Raw genomic sequence first — 242 nt, 5'->3', positions numbered from 1 at the left:
CCACAAGGTGTCTCGCGCGAAGCTCGCCTACCTCATCGACTCATCGTCGGCACCGGTTGCTGTTCTTGCACCGTTTTCTTCGTGGGGCGCCTCGATCATCGGCATCATGGCACCGATCGTTGCAGCAACCTCAATTCAGGTGACCGACGCGGGCGCATTCCTGCGTAGCGCGGGCATGAACTATTACGCCATCGGCGCAGTCGTCCTGTTGTGGCTGACCGTCATCTTCGAAGTCGACTTCG

The 242-nt window shown here is 59.5% G+C and carries 1 pseudogene; it reads left to right on the top strand.

The features are described from left to right. A pseudogene (locus tag QP415_RS12705) lies at window positions 1–242 on the top strand (Na+/H+ antiporter NhaC family protein); the annotation flags it as partial.

The organism is Pauljensenia sp. UMB3104 (genome assembly GCF_030217285.1).
In the GTDB taxonomy this organism is placed as follows: Bacteria; Actinomycetota; Actinomycetes; order Actinomycetales; family Actinomycetaceae; genus Pauljensenia.
This window is presented reverse-complemented; position numbering and strand designations above follow the sequence as displayed.